We start from the raw sequence: 15,834 nt of genomic DNA, 5'->3' as shown, positions 1-15,834 counted from the left end.
CGCCGACTGTGTTGGCGACCAGTATGCCGTGATCGGCCCCCGGCGCGCGATCACTTGCCGCGATTGAGCCGCCGCAGATTGCCGAGCACCGACTCCAGCGCCCGGTCGAACAGCAAGGTGTCGTCCAGCGCCCGCACCGCGCCGCGACGAAACGCCAGGGCCAGTTCCGTGCGGTCGCGCTCCAGCACTTTCATGCCGGTGCGGTCGACGAACACGTACTTGCCGGTAGCCTCGATGATCGCCGCCAGCTTGCAGCGCAGAGTGTGTTCTTCGTCCTCCTCGAACGCCACCCAACTGCCCAGACGCAACTGTTCGACCTGGCGCAGACCGACATCGTCGGCTGGCAAACGCGCTGGCGTGCGTGGCTTGAGACCGTCGTCAGCCATCTGCAGGACAATCGCCTGCGACACTTCGATCATTTCCGGCAGCACGGACTGATCCGGTGCGCTGGACGGTTCGAGCAGCCGAACATGCAGCGCTTCCAGCTCACTGAAAAAACCGCTGGTGGCAAACGGATCGAAGGCCGAAGTGCTCAGGCCGTCGCGCAATGACTTGAGCAATCCCGGCACCAGCGCCAGCAGACGCAGACCGGCTTCGGCGTCGTCGTGACGCTGCACGCTCCAGATCAATTGCTCCATGGTCTGCACGTCGGCCTGCCATTCGGCGGACTGATCGCCATGCTTGAGGCAGGTCAGCAGCAACACCTTGCTCCAGGCGTCTTGCACGAACGTCACCACCGACGGTGGCAGGACCTTGCCCAGCAAAGCCTGATTGAGCGCCTGCTCGACGCGCTGGCGAGCCAGTTCGGTTTTCGCCCGGCCCTCTTCGGCATCGCGCAAACGCTGTTCAAGCAATTCGCTGCGACGGCGCTCGTCACTGGTGAAGGCGAGGAAGTCCGCCAGCAACTCGGAAAAAATCGCCGGGTCATCGACGAAATCCGTCAGCAGGCGCTGCACCACTTGCTCGATGCGCAGGTACAGGCTGTCGCGCGCATTACCGTCGCACTCGCCCCAGCCCATCGCCGCCTCGGCGATTTCGTTGAGCAGGCGGCGCGCCGGGTGGCTGCTGCGGCTGAAGAAGCTTTTGTCGATCACCGCGACCTTCAACATCGGGATCTGCAACCGGGCAATCAGCGCCTTGAGGGAATCCGGCAGGTTGCGATCATCGAGGATGCAGTCGAAGACCATGGCCACCAGATTGATCACGTCCTCGTCAGCCCCGCCGACAATTCGCGACTTGCCGCTGCGCACGCTGACCCGGGTCAGCAGTTGTTCAAGTTGATGACGCAGATCGAAGTCGTCCTGCACCGCCAGCGCCGGCACGTATTGCTGCAGGTGCGAGAGCAGGCGCAGCAGGTCGCGGGTGGAAATTGGTTGGGCGGGAGCGCTGGGTTCCAGGGTCGGCGCAACGGTACCGCGCACATGCAGCAGCAACTCCTGCAACGCGGCGAAGACCTCCTGCACGCCCGCATCCGTCTGAGGTTTGTCGACGCCCTTGAATTCACTCTGCACGCTGGCCACGGCCTGATCGATGGCACGACGGGCCGGTGCTGGCTTGAGTTCGGGCAACACGCCCGTGGCGATCAGCAGTTGGTTGGCTTCGGCGTAGAGTTGATCGGTACCGGCCAGCACATAGCGCTCGAACAATTTGAGCAGGATCAGCTTGACCTTGATCTCCACCCCCAGATTGCGCCCGGCCTGCAGGAAGTACTCGCAAAGCATCGCCGGGCCCAGCGGGTTGTAATGATCGCTCAGAGTCTTGCCCAACAACGCATTGAACCGCGCGGTCAGTTGATCGAGGGCGAAGCCGTCGCGATTGAGTACGCGGCCGACCATGGTTTCGACCGCGACGCTGCGCTCCATGTCATCAGTGCGCGCCGAGGTGTCCCCATATTGCAAGGCGTGAGACAGGACGGTGGGGACGGGATCGAATTGAGTGAGGCCGACAAAGGCTTCGAAAAACTGCTCGAGAAAACCGCGTTCGATGTTCTTGCGCTTGAGGCGCAGGTCGCGCATGGCCTCAAAAAAAATGTTCTGTTCGACGTCGTTGCGTGCCCGGTCGGCCATTTCGAACAGGGTGTCGTCGGCGTTATCGAACAGCTCCTGCAACCCGTTGCGCAGGCGCTGGGCAGCCTTGTCGCGAACCTGAAGCAGAATCACAGGCAGGCGGGCGAGCGGCGAGTGAGGCGCCTGATCGGTAGTGGCCTTGTGCAGAGGCACTACATTCCCGTCGTTGTGCATCCAAGCCTCCTGAAACGGTGATTTGCCGACGTCAAACTCATGGCGTCAAATGCAAGGCGGATTATCTTGCAAAAGATGTCCCCGGCGCCAGAGCCGTCAGGGTTTCCCCTATGCGCCGGCACCTTGAAGTGACCACGACAGAATCGGGTTTGCTCAAAGAAAATCGACCGGATGCAGCGCTGCGTGACTGTTCTCGCCTTGGGTTGGCCGACGCCATGCCCCTATAATCGGACCACTTAGTTTGTGGAGCCCGTTATGCCGAATCTACGTCTCGCCGATTTGACCGCCGAAATCGAAGCCAACGTGCGCCGTGCGTTGCTCGAAGACATCGGCAGCGGCGACATCACCGCGCAACTGATCCCGGCCGAACGCCTGGCCAAAGCCACCATCATCACCCGTGACGCCGCCGTCATCAGTGGCACGGCCTGGGTCGATGCGGTGTTCCGCCAGCTCGATCCGCGGGTGGCGGTGCATTGGCAGGTGCGCGATGGCGAACGGGTTTCGCCGAATCAGCCGTTGTTTCATCTGGAAGGCCCTGCCCGGTCGCTACTGACCGGCGAGCGCAGCGCCCTGAACTTCCTGCAATTGCTGTCGGGCGTGGCGACCCGCGCGCAGTACCTGGCGGACTTCGTTGCCGAGACGTCGGTGAAACTGCTCGACACCCGCAAGACCCTGCCGGGCCTGCGTCTGGCGCAGAAATACGCGGTCACCTGCGGCGGTTGCCATAACCATCGCATCGGTCTCTACGACGCGTTCCTGATCAAGGAAAACCACATCGCTGCCAGCGGCGGCATCCCGCAGGCCATTGCCGCTGCGCACAAGATCGCCCCGGGCAAGCCGGTGGAAATCGAAGTGGAAAGTCTGGAAGAGCTGAAGGAGGCGCTGGCCGCCGGTGCCGACATCATCATGCTCGATGAGCTGAGCCTCGACGACATGCGCGAAGCCGTGCGCCTGAACGGCGGCAAGGCAAAACTGGAAGCCAGTGGCGGCATCAACGAAAGCACGCTGCTGCCGATCGCACAGACCGGGGTGGATTACATCTCGATCGGCGCGATGACCAAGGACGTGAAGGCCGTGGATCTGTCGATGCGCCTGAGCATCTGAGTCGATCACGCAATAAAAAACGCCAGCCCTTTCGAGGCTGGCGTTTTTGTTTCAGACCACCAGATTGTTCATCTCGCAGTACTCTTCCCACTCGACGCCCAACACTTCGGCCGCTTCCTTGTGCAGCTCCAGGCGCTTGGCCTCGAACTCCTCAGGCGTGCTGGTGTACTTGAGGGTCAATTCCCACGGCTGCAGGCCCTGGGCTTCGGCTTCATCTTCGAACGCCCACTGAATCTGGTCTTTCTGATCATCGGGACTCAGGTCCTTGATCTCTTCCTTCAGATCCGGGACATCCAGAATGTATTTTCTAAGCGCTTCTTCGTGACGTTGCTCTTGAGTTAATTCGGTCATGGCGTTCTCGCTGATCATAGGAATGGAGGATGGATCTGGATCATCAAGGATCTCTCTGACGCGGACTGTCCGGCCTTCGGAACCATTCGGGATCATCTGAAAACTGCTGGGCGATGCTCAGGCAGGCACCGAATATAGGACGTTTGCATGACGAATTACACGGCTCTTTACATCTCTCCCACAAAAAGTTGACCTGTGGAACATAAATGCCGGTTCAAAAGGATAAGGGAGAGGTGGTGCCCGAGACAGGAATCGAACCTGCGACCTTCGCGTTACGAGTGCGCTGCTCTACCGGCTGAGCTACACGGGCGGTGGGCTAAACCTAGCACCGGTCTTGCAGGTCGGCAACTTCGCCGAATGACTCGATATTTCACGGACAAAAAAATACCCCGCCGTTTTCACGGCGGGGCATTTTCATTGCGCTGGAGCTGCGGGGTGATTAAACGCCCGAAGCCTTCGCAGCGGCCACGTCTTTGATGGACAGCTTGATACGGCCGCGGTTATCCACGTCCAGTACCAGCACTTCCACTTCCTGGCCTTCTTTCAGGATGTCGGTCACTTTCTCTACGCGAGCGTCGCTCAGCATCGAGATGTGAACCAGACCGTCCTTGCCCGGCAGGATGTTGACGAATGCGCCGAAGTCGACGATGCGCTCAACCTTGCCGACGTAGATCTTGCCGATCTCGGCCTCTGCGGTGATACCCAGAACGCGCTGACGAGCTGCTTCAGCCGCTTCCTTGGTTTCGCCGAAGATCTTGATCGAGCCGTCGTCTTCGATGTCGATCGAAGCCTTGGTTTCTTCGCAGATCGCACGGATGGTCGCGCCACCCTTACCGATAACGTCACGGATCTTGTCGGTGTCGATCTTCATCGCGATCATGGTCGGAGCGTTGGCCGACAGTTCGGTACGCGACTGGCCGATGATCTGGTTCATCTGGCCGAGGATGTTCAGGCGCGCTTCCAGGGCTTGGCCCAGAGCGATTTCCATGATTTCTTCGGTGATGCCCTTGATCTTGATGTCCATCTGCAGCGCGGTCACACCTTTGGCGGTACCGGCTACTTTGAAGTCCATGTCGCCCAGGTGGTCTTCGTCGCCCAGGATGTCGGTCAGGACGGCGAACTTCTCGCCTTCTTTAACCAGACCCATGGCGATACCGGCAACCGGTGCCTTCATCGGAACACCAGCGTCCATCAGGGCCAGGGAAGCGCCGCAAACGGAAGCCATCGAGCTCGAACCGTTGGATTCGGTGATTTCCGATACCACACGGATGGTGTACGGGAACACATCAGCGGCAGGCAGCATGGCCGAAACCGAGCGACGGGCCAGACGGCCGTGACCGATTTCGCGACGACCGGCGCCACCCATGCGACCACACTCGCCCACCGAGAACGGAGGGAAGTTGTAGTGCAGCATGAACGGGTCTTTTTTCTCGCCTTCCAGGGTGTCCAGCAGTTGCGCGTCACGGGCGGTGCCCAGCGTCGCGACGACCAGAGCCTGGGTTTCGCCACGGGTGAACAGTGCCGAACCGTGAGTCTTCGGCAGAACGCCGACTTCGATGTTCAGCGGACGTACGGTGCGGGTGTCGCGACCGTCGATACGTGGCTTGCCGTTAACGATGTTTTCGCGAACGGTGCGGTATTCGATTTCACCGAAAGCGGCTTTGACGTCGGCAGCCGAAGGCTGGCCTTCCTCACCGGAAAGCTTGGCCACAACCTGGTCACGCAGCTCGCCCAGACGCGCGTAACGGTCGGCCTTGATGGTGATGGTGTAAGCCTGGGAGATCGCTTCGCCGAACTCGGAACGGATAGCGGCCAGCAGCTCGGTGGCTTCTGGAGCAGGTGCCCAGGTCCAGGTTGGCTTGGCAGCTTCGGCAGCCAGTTCCTTAACGGCGTTGATCACGACCTGGAACTCGTCGTGAGCAAACAGTACTGCGCCCAGCATCTGGTCTTCGGTCAGCTCTTTGGCTTCCGATTCAACCATCAGCACGGCGTCCGAAGTACCCGCAACGACCATGTCCAGGCTCGAGGCAGCCTGCTGCTCGTAGGTCGGGTTCAGCAGGTAGCCGGTGCTTTCGTGGAAAGCAACGCGAGCGGCGCCGATCGGGCCGTCGAACGGAATGCCGGAGATCGCCAGGGCAGCCGAGGTACCGATCATCGCAGCGATGTCCGGATCGGTCTTCTTGCTGGTGGAAACGACGGTGCAGACAACCTGCACTTCGTTCATGAAACCTTCCGGGAACAGCGGACGGATCGGACGGTCGATCAGTCGGGAAGTCAGGGTTTCTTTCTCGGAAGGACGGCCTTCACGCTTGAAGAAACCGCCAGGGATCTTGCCGGCAGCGTAGGTCTTTTCCTGGTAGTGAACGGACAGAGGGAAGAAGCCCTTGCCCGGATCGGCTTGCTTGGCACCGACTACGGTCACCAATACGCTGACGTCGTCGTCAACGGTGACCAATACTGCGCCGGAGGCCTGACGGGCGATACGGCCAGTCTCGAGGGTAACGGTCGACTGACCGAACTGGAATTTTTTGATTACCGGGTTCACGGTGTCCTACCTTCTTTGTGGCTCTTGGGGGAACTGGTTTCTTGCGAAATTCTTGGGCAATGCCGGGAATCGGCCCGACGCCTGTCCAGGGTAAAACGTGTATCCAGATAAAACTTGAGGCTGGGAGCCTGCCGGACGCCGGCGGAAACCCGCTGACGTCTGACAGACAACCAACCTCATAGCGCAATCGCTGATTAGCGACGCAGACCCAGGCGAGCGATCAGAGCGCTGTAACGGCTCACGTCCTTGCCTTTCAGGTAGTCCAGCAGCTTGCGACGCTGGTTAACCATGCGGATCAGACCACGACGGGAGTGGTGGTCTTTACCGTTGGCCTTGAAGTGACCTTGCAGTTTGTTGATGTTGGCGGTCAGCAGTGCAACTTGCACTTCTGGCGAACCAGTGTCACCAACAGCTTGCTGGTAGTCGGCAACGATTTGAGCTTTTTCTTGAACGTCGAGAGCCATGAGGCAATCCTTTTATCAGGAAACCGTTTCAAAAACAGTTTCAACAGGCCAGGGACAAATCCCTGTATCTATAAATGAGTAGTGACCGTGCCTGTTGACAGCCACACTCGCCGGCCTGCTGTTACACAGACCGGTTTCCGGTCATTCTGACCGAATCAGTCGACGCGGCGCGATGCGCCCGTCTTCGCTCACTTCACCGATACCGATGAAGCGACCGTTGTGATCCTGTACCCGCACCATGCCGAACTTCGGAGCATCCGGGGCACGTACCGGCTGGCCATTGAGCCAGTAGAACGCGCTCGCTTCCGAGAACTGCAGCAGCGGCCAATCCTGCAGACCGCTGTCCGATGGCATCAGGAAGCGGTCGACCGCTTCGTTGCCGCCTTCGGCATGTACCGCTTCCAGCTCTTCGAGGGTCACGGTCTGCGCCAGGGTGAAAGGCCCGGCCTGGGTACGACGCAATTCAGCGACGTACGCACCACAACCGAGTTGCTCACCGATATCCTCCACCAGGGTGCGAATATAGGTGCCCTTGCTGCAATCCACCGCGAGTCGCGCAGTATCGCCTTCGAAGGCCAGCAATTCCAAGCGCGCAATAGTAACAGAACGCGGTTCGCGCTCCACTACTTCGCCTGCACGGGCCAACTTGTACAGCGGCTGGCCATCACGCTTGAGAGCGGAGTACATCGGCGGTATCTGACTGATTTGGCCGCGAAATTTCGGCAGAACCGCTTCAATGTCGGCCTGACCAACGGTCACCGGGCGCTCCTGCAAAACCTCACCCTCGGCGTCCGCCGTGGTGGTGGTCTTGCCCAGTTGCGCGAGGGTTTCGTAACCCTTGTCGGAATCGAGCAGGTACTGCGAGAACTTGGTCGCCTCACCAAAGCACAGCGGCAGAACGCCGGTGGCCAGAGGATCGAGACTGCCGGTATGACCGGCCTTCTCGGCGTTGAGCAGCCAGCGAACCTTCTGCAACGCGGCGTTGGAGGTGAACCCCAACGGCTTGTCGAGCAGGATGATGCCGCTGACGTTACGACGGATACGTTTGACCTGAGCCACCGAGTTACTCCTTGGTGTCTTCGGGTTCTGCCGCAGCCACGTGCTGATTGTCCTCAGCCACAGCGCGCTCGATCAGGGCCGACAGGTGCGCACCCCGCACGACGCTTTCGTCGTAGTGGAAGTGCAATTGCGGCACGCTGCGCAGCTTCATTTCGCGGGCCAGCTGCATGCGCAGGAAACCGGCGGCAGCGTTGAGCACCTTGATGCTTTGCGCGATGTCTTCGGCGTTGTCCTGCCCCATCACGGTAATGAAGATCTTCGCGTGACCGACGTCACGGCTGACTTCCACAGCGGTAATGGTGACCAGGCCGACGCGCGGGTCTTTGACTTCACGACGGATCAGCTGGGCCAGCTCACGCTGCATCTGATCGCCGATACGTTGGGTACGGCTGTATTCTTTTGCCATGATTTGTTACCTGTTACTGCCCTGCGGTGAAACCCGCAAGGTCTGAAAGCGGCAAACGCCCGGCCTGACAAAAGCCAGACCGGGCGTTGCGTTTAGAGTCCTGACGCCGTGCCGCGCACTTGCATGCGGCGGCCCGACGTGGCCCTTGAAGTGCGCGAGTCAGAGGCTGCGAGCAACCTGAACCTTCTCGAAGACTTCGATCTTGTCGCCGACTTTGACGTCGTTGTAGCTCTTCACGCCGATACCGCATTCCATGCCGGCACGTACTTCGGAAGCGTCATCCTTGAAGCGGCGCAGGGATTCCAGCTCGCCTTCGAAGATCACGATGTCTTCACGCAGTACACGGATCGGACGGTTACGGTGCACAACACCTTCGATCACCATGCAACCAGCGATCGCGCCAAACTTCGGCGAACGGAACACGTCACGGACTTCGGCCACACCGAGGATGTTCTCGCGAACGTCGCTGCCAAGCATACCGGTCAGGGCTTTCTTGACGTCTTCGATGATGTCGTAGATCACGTTGTAGTAACGCATGTCCAGACCTTCCTGCTCGACGATCTTCCGTGCGCCGGCATCGGCACGCACGTTGAAGCCGAACAGTACAGCGTTGGAAGCCAGTGCCAGGTTGGCGTCGGATTCTGTGATACCACCGACACCGCCACCGACCACGCGCACTTGCACTTCGTCGTTGCCCAGGCCGTTGAGAGCGCCCTGCAAGGCTTCCAGCGAACCACGGACGTCGGATTTGAGGACGATGTTGAGCGTCTTCTTCTCTTCCTGGCCCATGCTTTCGAAGATGTTTTCCAGCTTGCCGGCGTGAGCGCGAGCCAGTTTGACTTCGCGGAACTTGCCTTGACGGAACAGAGCCACTTCACGGGCTTTCTTCTCGTCGGCAACCACGCTCATTTCGTCGCCGGCGTCAGGCGTACCGTCCAGGCCGAGGATCTCGACCGGAATGGCCGGACCCGCTTCCTTGATCGGCTTGCCGTTCTCGTCGAGCATGGCGCGCACGCGGCCATAGTTCGAGCCGACCAGCACCATGTCGCCTTGACGCAGCGTACCGTCCTGAACCAGAACGGTCGCCACCGGGCCACGGCCCTTGTCGAGACGCGATTCAACCACGACACCGCGGCCAGGAGCCGAAGGAGTGGCGGTCAGCTCGAGAACTTCAGCCTGCAGCAATACAGCTTCAAGCAGCTCGTCGACGCCGGTACCCATCTTCGCGGAGACCGGAACGAATGGAGTGTCACCACCCCAGTCTTCAGAGGTCACGCCGTGAGCCGACAGTTCGCTGCGGATGCGATCAAGATCAGCACCCGGCTTGTCGATCTTGTTCACCGCAACCACCAGCGGAACGCCAGCAGCAACAGCGTGCTGAACGGCTTCGATGGTTTGTGGCATCACGCCGTCGTCCGCCGCAACCACCAGGATTACGATGTCGGTCGCCTTGGCACCACGGGCACGCATGGCGGTAAACGCGGCGTGACCAGGGGTGTCGAGGAAGGTGACCATGCCGCGTTCGGTTTCAACGTGGTATGCACCGATGTGCTGGGTGATACCGCCGGCTTCGCCAGCAGCTACCTTGGCACGACGGATGTAGTCGAGCAGCGAAGTCTTACCGTGGTCAACGTGACCCATTACGGTCACGACCGGCGCACGAGGAACCGCTTCACCTTCGAACTTCAGGGACTCGGCCAGGGAATCTTCCAGGGCGGTGTCGCTGACCAGGGTCACTTTGTGGCCCAGTTCTTCTGCGACCAGTTGGGCAGTTTCCTGATCCAGTACCTGGTTAATGGTGGCCGGGGTGCCCAGCTTGAACATGAACTTGATGATTTCGGCAGCCTTGACCGACATCTGCTGGGCGAGATCGCCAACAGTGATGGTTTCGCCGATCTTCACTTCACGCACGACAGGGCCGGTCGGGCTCTGGAAACCGTGGGCGTTGCGTTTCTTCAGCTTGGCCTTGCCGCGACCGCCGCGACGGAAGCCATCGCTCTCTTCGTCGGTAGTGCGTGGCGCCACACGTGGAGCCGGAGCCTTTTCCTTGACCGATGCGCGATGCGGAGCGTTTTTGCGCTCGCCATCACCACCGCCACGACGGTTGTTGTCGTCAGCACGTGGTTTGTCCGGACGGCGCTGTTCGTCACGCTTGCGAGTGTCGGCAGCTGGCGCAGCAGCCACAACCGGCGCAGCTTCGCGCACTGGTTCGGCCACTGGCGCAGGGGCAGCGACGGCTTCGGCAGGAGCGGACGGCGCAGCAGGCTGGCGACGCGCTTCTTCTTCGGCGCGCACGCGGGCTTCTTCTTCAGCCTTCTGACGGGCAGCATTTTCTACTGCGCGACGTTCATCCAGTTCACGCTTGCGCTCGGCTTCGATTTCTTCCGGGCTACGCTGTACGAAAACTTTCTTCTTGCGGACTTCAACGCTGATGCTTTTGCTGCCAGCCACACGCAGGGTGCTGGTGGTTTTACGCTGCAGCGTGATCTTGCGTGGTTCTTCCACTTTCGCCTTGTGGCTGCTTTTCAAGTGGGTCAGCAGGGATTGCTTCTCACTGTCAGTCACATTTTCTTCGGCGGCGGTGTGCGGCAGACCTGCCTCACGCATCTGCTGCAACAGGCGCTCTACCGGTGTTTTGACCTCATCGGCCAGTTGTTTCACCGTGACTTGCGTCATGCACTTCTCTCCTCAGGCCGCGCCTAATTACTCGAACCAGTGGGCTCGGGCGGCCATGATCAACTTGCCGGCACGATCATCGTCAATGCCGTCGATGTCGAGCAGATCGTCAATAGACTGCTCGGCCAGGTCTTCGCGGGTAATTACGCCGCGCACCGCCAGTTCCATCGCCAAATCCTTGTCCATACCCTCAAGCGAGAGCAGGTCTTCGGCCGGATGGGCGTCTGCCAGCTTTTCCTCAGTAGCGATGGCTTTGGTCAACAAGCGATCCTTGGCACGAGCGCGAAGCTCGTTGACGATGTCCTCGTCAAAGCCGTCGATGTTGAGCATTTCTTCCAACGGTACGTAGGCAATCTCTTCCAGGCTGGTGAAGCCTTCGTCTACCAGCACCTGAGCCAGTTCTTCGTCGACTTCCAGCTCGTCGATGAAGTTGCGCAGGATGTCGCCGGTTTCCGCTTGTTGCTTAGCCTGGATGTCCGATTCAGTCATCACGTTCAGGGTCCAGCCAGTCAGCTGGCTCGCCAGACGCACGTTCTGACCACCACGACCGATGGCCTGAGCCAGATTGTCTGCGCCAACGGCGATGTCCATGGCATGGGCATCTTCGTCAACGATGATGGCCGCCACTTCTGCCGGCGACATGGCATTGATCACGAACTGTGCCGGGTTGTCGTCCCACAGGACGATATCGACACGCTCGCCACCCAACTCGCCCGACACGGCCTGGACGCGCGAACCGCGCATACCGATGCACGCGCCTTGCGGGTCGATGCGTTTGTCCTTGGAGCGGACAGCGATCTTGGCACGCGAACCCGGATCACGGGAGGCGGCCATGACTTCGATCAGACCTTCAGCGATTTCCGGCACTTCGATACGGAACAGCTCGATCAGCATTTCCGGCGCGGTACGCGACAGGATCAACTGAGGGCCGCGGTTCTCGGTGCGGATTTCCTTGAGCAGCGCACGCAGACGCACGCCAACACGGAAGGTTTCGCGAGAGATGATGTCTTCACGGGCCAGCAACGCTTCAGCGTTATTACCCAGGTCGACGATCACGTTGTCGCGGGTCACTTTCTTCACGGTGCCGGAGATGATTTCTCCCAGGCGCTCGCGATAAGCGTCAACCACTTGAGCGCGCTCGGCTTCGCGCACTTTCTGCACGATGACCTGTTTGGCGGTCTGCGCAGCGATGCGGCCGAACTCGATGGACTCGATCTTTTCTTCAACGACGTCGCCAACCTTGGCGCCAGGGTGCGTTTCAGCAACCTTGCTCGGCCAGGTTTCGATGGCCGGATCATCGAGATCATTCTCTTCGACGACCGTCCAGCGACGGAAAGTTTCGTAAGAACCGGTGTGGCGGTTGATTTCCACACGCAGATCAACTTCGTCTTCAAAACGCTTTTTGGTAGCAGTGGCCAGAGCCAGCTCCAGCGCTTCAAAAATTACGCTTGCCGGTACACCCTTTTCATTGGATACCGACTCAACAACCAGCAGTACTTCTTTGCTCATCGTACGCCTCGCCTTTCGCAAGCCATTGGATCCGCGGGATCCGCGTCTCAGTCAAAACTGGGAATAATGTTGGCCTTGTCGATCATATCGATCGGCAACAGGAACTCATGGTCATCTACCTGCACCACGACGTCCTGTTCTTCTACACCGCGCAGAAGGCCCTGAAAGTTGCGTCGACCTTCAAAAGGCGAGCGCAGCTTGATCTTCACTTGTTCACCGACATATTTGGCAAACTGCTCAAGAGTGAACAGTGGGCGTTCCATGCCTGGCGAGGAAACTTCAAGGGTGTATTCAACGGAGATCGGATCTTCAACATCCAGCACACCGCTGATCTGACGGCTGACGATGGCACAATCGTCCACCAGTACGCCGCCTTCCTTATCGATATAAACGCGCAACATTGAGTGGCGACCTTGAGCCGAAAACTCAATACCCCAGCATTCATAGCCTAGGGCCACGACCACCGGGGCCAGCAAGGCCTGCAACTCTTCTAGCTTGCTCGACACCTGAACCCCCTCGTGCATGTATGTGCATGCTATGCAAAATAAAAAAATGGGCGAAACGCCCATCCTTGAAACGCCGTCGAACAGCGGCGTTGAAAGTGTCCAGCTAACAAAAAGCCCCTTAAAAGGGGCTCCTTAAACTGGTTGCGGGGGCCGGATTTGAACCGACGACCTTCGGGTTATGAGCCCGACGAGCTACCAGACTGCTCCACCCCGCGACAAAGCTGGGGCGGAAGTATACGACCGATCCCTTTTAGGGTCAATGTAACCTTCCACCTGCAAGAAAGCCCGCAACAGCGGGCTCTCCTGACTAATTGGTACCGAGAAGGGGACTCGAACCCCTACACCCTATGGGCACAACCACCTCAAGGTTGCGTGTCTACCAATTCCACCACCTCGGCAATACTACGTTTGAAACCCTTCTTACTTCTGCTCTTGAGCTGGAGGTACGTCAGTCGCTGGAGTAGCAGACTTTTGCTCTTGAAGCACCGGGACATCATCAGAAGCCGGTTGTTGCTTTGGAACTTCCAACACTGCCGGGTTTGGCAAACCTGCTTGAGTCAGCTGATGAGCCTTCTCTTTAGCAAAGTATCCTAACCCCAAGCTGGTTATGAAGAAACCGGCGGCAAGTATAGCAGTAAACTTACTAAGAAAGGTAGAGGAACCTTGGCTTCCGAACACAGTATTTGAAGCACCTGCTCCGAAAGACGCGCCAGCGTCCGCACCTTTACCCTGCTGCAGCAAAACCAGAGCAACTACGCCCAATGCACCCAGCAGATGAAAAACGACTACGACTGTTTCCAGCATTTTTTCAGTTTCCCGCGGCGCGACAAATCGCACCGAACTCATCTGCATTCAGGGAAGCTCCACCAATGAGCCCCCCATCGATATCCGGCATGCCGAACAGTTCGACCGCATTGGCCGCCTTCACGCTGCCGCCGTATAGAAGCCGCACACCTCGTGCCACTTCAGAATTCTCTGCCGCCAACTGCTCGCGAATGGCTTTATGCACATCCTGAGCCTGTTGCGGCGTTGCAGTCAGCCCGGTACCAATCGCCCAGACCGGCTCGTAAGCGATCACTGCGTTGGCAAAAGCACCGACACCCAGCTCCTCGATGATACTGCCCAGCTGACGCCCGACAACCTCAAGAGTCTTTCCGGCTTCGCGCTGCTCCAGGGTCTCCCCTACACACAACACCGGAATCAAGCCACATGCCTGTGCCGCTGCGAACTTGCGATTCAGCATTCCGTCTCGCTCACCCATGATCTGGCGGCGTTCGGAGTGCCCGACAAGCACCAGGGAACAACCTGCATCCACCAACTGACTCGGCGCAATCTCGCCCGTCAATGCACCTTGCATGGATTCCACCGCAGAATTCTGCGCACCGACCGAAATCGATTTGCCTTTCAAGCCATCAATCACTTGATTGATATACAAGCAAGGCGGGAATACCGCGACATCAACACCGCTTGGCAAGGCCAGATGACGAAGGCCGTTGATCAGCTCAGCGACGCTGGCGCGGGTACCGTGCATCTTCCAGTTACCAGCTACCATAGGGCGACGCATGCTGTACCTCGTCGGTCAAAGTGGGCGCAGATGTTACCCAACACAATCATGGCTGGCAAGCCGAATCAGGCAGAAACTTCAGTTACCAGTTTTGCCAGTTCTTCGGCATAGCCACGAACCTGGATTTCGTCCTCGCCTTCGACCATCACACGTACCAGAGGCTCTGTCCCGGACTTGCGCAAAAGCACACGCCCGCGCCCCGCCATAGCCTGGGTTACGCGTGCGCTCGCCTCCTTGACAGCCGGGTGCTCCAGCGGGCTGTCGCCACCGCCGAAGCGCACGTTGATCAGCACTTGAGGACACTTACGCAGGGCCTGACGAGTTTGCGCCAGACCTTCGTTGCGTGTTTTCAATGCCATCAGCACCTGCAACGCCGCAATGATCGCATCGCCAGTCGTCGTGTGGTTGAAGCAAACGACATGTCCGGAGTTCTCGCCCCCGACCAGCCAATCGCGCTCCAGCAATTCGGCAATCACATAGCGGTCGCCGACATTTGCACGCACAAAAGGAATACCCAGATCCGCCAGAGCCAACTCCAGGCCCAGATTGCTCATCAGCGTACCGACCACACCGCCCTGCAATTTGCCTCGCTCATGCAGATCGCGCGCGATGATGAAAATCAGCTCGTCACCATCGACTATCGCCCCGGTGTGGTCGACCATCAGCACCCGATCACCATCACCGTCGAAGGCGATACCCAGATCCGCATGCTCGGACAACACCGCCGCCTGCAATTGCCCCATGTGCGTGGAGCCACAGTTGTCGTTGATATTCAGACCATTGGGCTGCGCGGACAGAACCACAACTTCGGCACCCAGCTCACGGAAAACACTCGGCGCGACCTTGTAGGTAGCTCCGTGCGCGCAGTCGATGACAATCTTCAGTCCGGAAAAACTGGTGCCGGTCGGCACAGAGCTCTTGCAAAACTCGATATAGCGACCGGACGCATCATTGATTCGCGACACCTTGCCAATCTTGCTCGACTCCACAACAGTCATCGGTGTATCGAGCAATTCCTCGATCATCAGTTCCAGCTCATCGGGCAGCTTGGTGCCCTTGCCGGAGAAAAACTTGATGCCGTTATCGTCATGCGGATTGTGCGATGCACTGATCACGATTCCGGCCTCAGCCTGGAATGTACGCGACAGGTAGGCGATGGCCGGAGTCGGCATCGGACCGAGCAGCATTACATCGGCGCCCGCCGATGTCAGGCCAGCCTCAAGTGCCGATTCGAACATGTAGCCGGAAATTCGCGTGTCCTTGCCGACCAGCACCTTGCAGGCACCCATCTTGCGAAAGGCCATACCGGCAGCCCAGCCGAGCTTGAGCATGAAGTCCGGAGTGATCGGGTATTCCCCGACGCGACCACGAATCCCGTCGGTACCAAAATATTTCTTGCTCATAAGTGCT

General features: G+C 59.1%; 13 protein-coding genes and 3 tRNA genes. 1 reads left to right on the top strand and 15 read right to left on the bottom strand.

The features are described from left to right. Positions 1 to 50 precede the first annotated feature (50 nt). The gene (locus PDR5_RS04010) at positions 51 to 2,240 is read right to left on the bottom strand and encodes a DUF1631 domain-containing protein (protein WP_064593341.1); all 2,190 of its coding nucleotides are present in this window, start codon (positions 2,238 to 2,240) and stop codon (positions 51 to 53) included. Between the two features lie 255 nt (positions 2,241 to 2,495). Here PDR5_RS04010 and nadC point away from each other — a divergent pair, with 255 nt between their 5' ends. Beyond that, on the top strand, positions 2,496 to 3,344 hold the full coding sequence (gene nadC / locus PDR5_RS04005; RefSeq protein ID WP_007953729.1) for a carboxylating nicotinate-nucleotide diphosphorylase: 849 nt from the start codon (positions 2,496 to 2,498) through the stop codon (positions 3,342 to 3,344). A gap of 51 nt (positions 3,345 to 3,395) precedes the next feature. On the opposite strand, the gene PDR5_RS04000 is transcribed toward nadC, so the two are convergent. The 14 genes from PDR5_RS04000 to glmM form a co-directional block, all read right to left on the bottom strand. Continuing rightward, positions 3,396 to 3,695 (bottom strand): DUF6388 family protein, encoded by a 300-nt coding sequence (locus PDR5_RS04000; protein WP_039769697.1) that lies wholly within the window; start codon positions 3,693 to 3,695, stop codon positions 3,396 to 3,398. Between the two features lie 234 nt (positions 3,696 to 3,929). Further along, positions 3,930 to 4,005: transfer RNA gene (locus PDR5_RS03995), tRNA-Thr, on the bottom strand. Positions 4,006 to 4,134: 129 nt separating this feature from the next. Continuing rightward, positions 4,135 to 6,240 (bottom strand): polyribonucleotide nucleotidyltransferase, encoded by a 2,106-nt coding sequence (pnp, locus tag PDR5_RS03990; protein ID WP_011332410.1) that lies wholly within the window; start codon positions 6,238 to 6,240, stop codon positions 4,135 to 4,137. Between the two features lie 194 nt (positions 6,241 to 6,434). Further along, a complete protein-coding gene (gene rpsO, locus PDR5_RS03985) occupies positions 6,435 to 6,704 on the bottom strand; it encodes a 30S ribosomal protein S15 (protein WP_011332409.1) in 270 nt (89 codons plus the stop codon). Between the two features lie 141 nt (positions 6,705 to 6,845). Then, positions 6,846 to 7,763: a tRNA pseudouridine(55) synthase TruB gene (gene truB / locus PDR5_RS03980; protein ID WP_007953739.1), complete on the bottom strand. Its 918-nt coding sequence runs from the start codon at positions 7,761 to 7,763 to the stop codon at positions 6,846 to 6,848. Between the two features lie 4 nt (positions 7,764 to 7,767). Beyond that, a complete protein-coding gene (gene rbfA / locus PDR5_RS03975) occupies positions 7,768 to 8,169 on the bottom strand; it encodes a 30S ribosome-binding factor RbfA (protein WP_007953741.1) in 402 nt (133 codons plus the stop codon). A gap of 159 nt (positions 8,170 to 8,328) precedes the next feature. Continuing rightward, a complete protein-coding gene (gene infB, locus PDR5_RS03970) occupies positions 8,329 to 10,845 on the bottom strand; it encodes a translation initiation factor IF-2 (RefSeq protein WP_064593340.1) in 2,517 nt (838 codons plus the stop codon). A 27-nt stretch (positions 10,846 to 10,872) separates the two neighbouring features. Next, positions 10,873 to 12,354 (bottom strand): transcription termination factor NusA, encoded by a 1,482-nt coding sequence (nusA, locus tag PDR5_RS03965; protein ID WP_003221546.1) that lies wholly within the window; start codon positions 12,352 to 12,354, stop codon positions 10,873 to 10,875. Between the two features lie 47 nt (positions 12,355 to 12,401). Then, positions 12,402 to 12,860 (bottom strand): ribosome maturation factor RimP, encoded by a 459-nt coding sequence (gene rimP, locus PDR5_RS03960; RefSeq protein ID WP_039769696.1) that lies wholly within the window; start codon positions 12,858 to 12,860, stop codon positions 12,402 to 12,404. 138 nt (positions 12,861 to 12,998) lie between these two features. After that, positions 12,999 to 13,075: transfer RNA gene (locus PDR5_RS03955), tRNA-Met, on the bottom strand. 97 nt (positions 13,076 to 13,172) lie between these two features. Further along, positions 13,173 to 13,258: transfer RNA gene (locus PDR5_RS03950), tRNA-Leu, on the bottom strand. Between the two features lie 22 nt (positions 13,259 to 13,280). Beyond that, positions 13,281 to 13,664, bottom strand: a complete 384-nt coding sequence (secG, locus tag PDR5_RS03945) for a preprotein translocase subunit SecG (RefSeq protein ID WP_011332406.1) — start codon at positions 13,662 to 13,664, stop codon at positions 13,281 to 13,283. A 4-nt stretch (positions 13,665 to 13,668) separates the two neighbouring features. Continuing rightward, a complete protein-coding gene (gene tpiA, locus PDR5_RS03940; protein WP_007953744.1) occupies positions 13,669 to 14,424 on the bottom strand; it encodes a triose-phosphate isomerase in 756 nt (251 codons plus the stop codon). Between the two features lie 65 nt (positions 14,425 to 14,489). Next, positions 14,490 to 15,827: a phosphoglucosamine mutase gene (glmM, locus tag PDR5_RS03935; protein WP_039769173.1), complete on the bottom strand. Its 1,338-nt coding sequence runs from the start codon at positions 15,825 to 15,827 to the stop codon at positions 14,490 to 14,492. Between the last annotated feature and the right edge of the window lie 7 nt (positions 15,828 to 15,834).

Origin of the sequence: Pseudomonas sp. DR 5-09 (assembly GCF_001655595.1) — a bacterium.
Taxonomy (GTDB): Bacteria; Pseudomonadota; Gammaproteobacteria; order Pseudomonadales; family Pseudomonadaceae; genus Aquipseudomonas; species Aquipseudomonas pharyngis.
The sequence above is the reverse complement of the archived record's forward strand: the minus strand, read 5'-3'. Positions and strand labels throughout refer to the sequence as shown.

Excerpts from the sequence above, each read along its gene's own strand:
- tpiA (WP_007953744.1), bottom strand. The coding sequence starts at position 14,424 with ATGCGTCGCCCTATGGTAGCTGGTAACTGGAAGATGCACGGTACCCGC.
- rpsO (WP_011332409.1), bottom strand. The coding sequence starts at position 6,704 with ATGGCTCTCGACGTTCAAGAAAAAGCTCAAATCGTTGCCGACTACCAG.
- PDR5_RS04010 (WP_064593341.1), bottom strand. The coding sequence starts at position 2,240 with ATGCACAACGACGGGAATGTAGTGCCTCTGCACAAGGCCACTACCGAT.
- rbfA (WP_007953741.1), bottom strand. The coding sequence starts at position 8,169 with ATGGCAAAAGAATACAGCCGTACCCAACGTATCGGCGATCAGATGCAG.
- secG (WP_011332406.1), bottom strand. The coding sequence starts at position 13,664 with ATGCTGGAAACAGTCGTAGTCGTTTTTCATCTGCTGGGTGCATTGGGC.
- nusA (WP_003221546.1), bottom strand. The coding sequence starts at position 12,354 with ATGAGCAAAGAAGTACTGCTGGTTGTTGAGTCGGTATCCAATGAAAAG.
- infB (WP_064593340.1), bottom strand. The coding sequence starts at position 10,845 with ATGACGCAAGTCACGGTGAAACAACTGGCCGATGAGGTCAAAACACCG.
- glmM (WP_039769173.1), bottom strand. The coding sequence starts at position 15,827 with ATGAGCAAGAAATATTTTGGTACCGACGGGATTCGTGGTCGCGTCGGG.
- nadC (WP_007953729.1), top strand. The coding sequence starts at position 2,496 with ATGCCGAATCTACGTCTCGCCGATTTGACCGCCGAAATCGAAGCCAAC.
- PDR5_RS04000 (WP_039769697.1), bottom strand. The coding sequence starts at position 3,695 with ATGACCGAATTAACTCAAGAGCAACGTCACGAAGAAGCGCTTAGAAAA.